At 49.1% G+C, this 749-nt stretch carries 6 tRNA genes and 1 rRNA gene; all 7 read right to left on the bottom strand.

The features are described 5' to 3' along the window. Nucleotides 1–2: 2 nt before the first annotated feature. The 7 genes from AC6CHJ_RS16615 to rrf all read right to left on the bottom strand — a co-directional run bounded on the left by AC6CHJ_RS16615 (nt 3) and on the right by rrf (nt 671). Nucleotides 3–91, bottom strand: a tRNA-Leu gene (locus AC6CHJ_RS16615). A 5-nt stretch (nt 92–96) separates the two neighbouring features. Then, nucleotides 97–171, bottom strand: a tRNA-Gly gene (locus tag AC6CHJ_RS16610). A gap of 36 nt (nt 172–207) precedes the next feature. Continuing rightward, a tRNA-Leu gene (locus tag AC6CHJ_RS16605) sits at nt 208–292 on the bottom strand. A 10-nt stretch (nt 293–302) separates the two neighbouring features. Continuing rightward, nucleotides 303–378, bottom strand: a tRNA-Lys gene (locus AC6CHJ_RS16600). Between the two features lie 8 nt (nt 379–386). Further along, nucleotides 387–462 (bottom strand) — tRNA-Thr (locus AC6CHJ_RS16595). Nucleotides 463–471: 9 nt separating this feature from the next. Beyond that, nucleotides 472–547 (bottom strand) — tRNA-Val (locus AC6CHJ_RS16590). An 8-nt stretch (nt 548–555) separates the two neighbouring features. Continuing rightward, nucleotides 556–671, bottom strand: a 5S ribosomal RNA gene (rrf, locus tag AC6CHJ_RS16585). Nucleotides 672–749 lie beyond the last annotated feature (78 nt).

Below are 749 nucleotides of genomic sequence, written 5' to 3'. Positions count from 1 at the left end.
AATGGTGCCGAGGACCGGAATCGAACCGGTACGGTAGTCACCTACCGCAGGATTTTAAGTCCTGTGCGTCTGCCAGTTCCGCCACCCCGGCATATTTGGAGCGGAAGACGGGGTTCGAACCCGCGACCCCCACCTTGGCAAGGTGATGTTCTACCACTGAACTACTTCCGCATATGCTGTGTTAATCTGGCAATATTTAATTTAAAATGGTGCGGGTGAAGGGAGTCGAACCCCCACGCCTTGCGGCGCTAGATCCTAAGTCTAGTGCGTCTGCCAATTCCGCCACACCCGCGTGATTAAAATGGTGAGTCATGTAGGATTCGAACCTACGACCCTCTGATTAAAAGTCAGATGCTCTACCAACTGAGCTAATGACTCATTTTAAGTGGTGCCGGCGAAAGGAGTCGAACCCTCGACCTACTGATTACAAGTCAGTTGCTCTACCAACTGAGCTACACCGGCGAATAAATATGGTGGAGGATGACGGGATCGAACCGCCGACCCTCTGCTTGTAAGGCAGATGCTCTCCCAGCTGAGCTAATCCTCCATATTACAGCCTAGCAACGTCCTACTCTCACAGGGGGAAGCCCCCAACTACCATCGGCGCTAAAGAGCTTAACTTCCGTGTTCGGCATGGGAACGGGTGTGACCTCTTTGCCATCATTACTAGACCTATTATTTATTTAAGGACAAGAATTATTATACCATGTTTTCTAGAAAAGTCAACAACTTTTTTAAAAAACTATTTC

It is taken from the genome of Rummeliibacillus sp. GQ308 (assembly GCF_059759115.1).
This window is presented reverse-complemented; position numbering and strand designations above follow the sequence as displayed.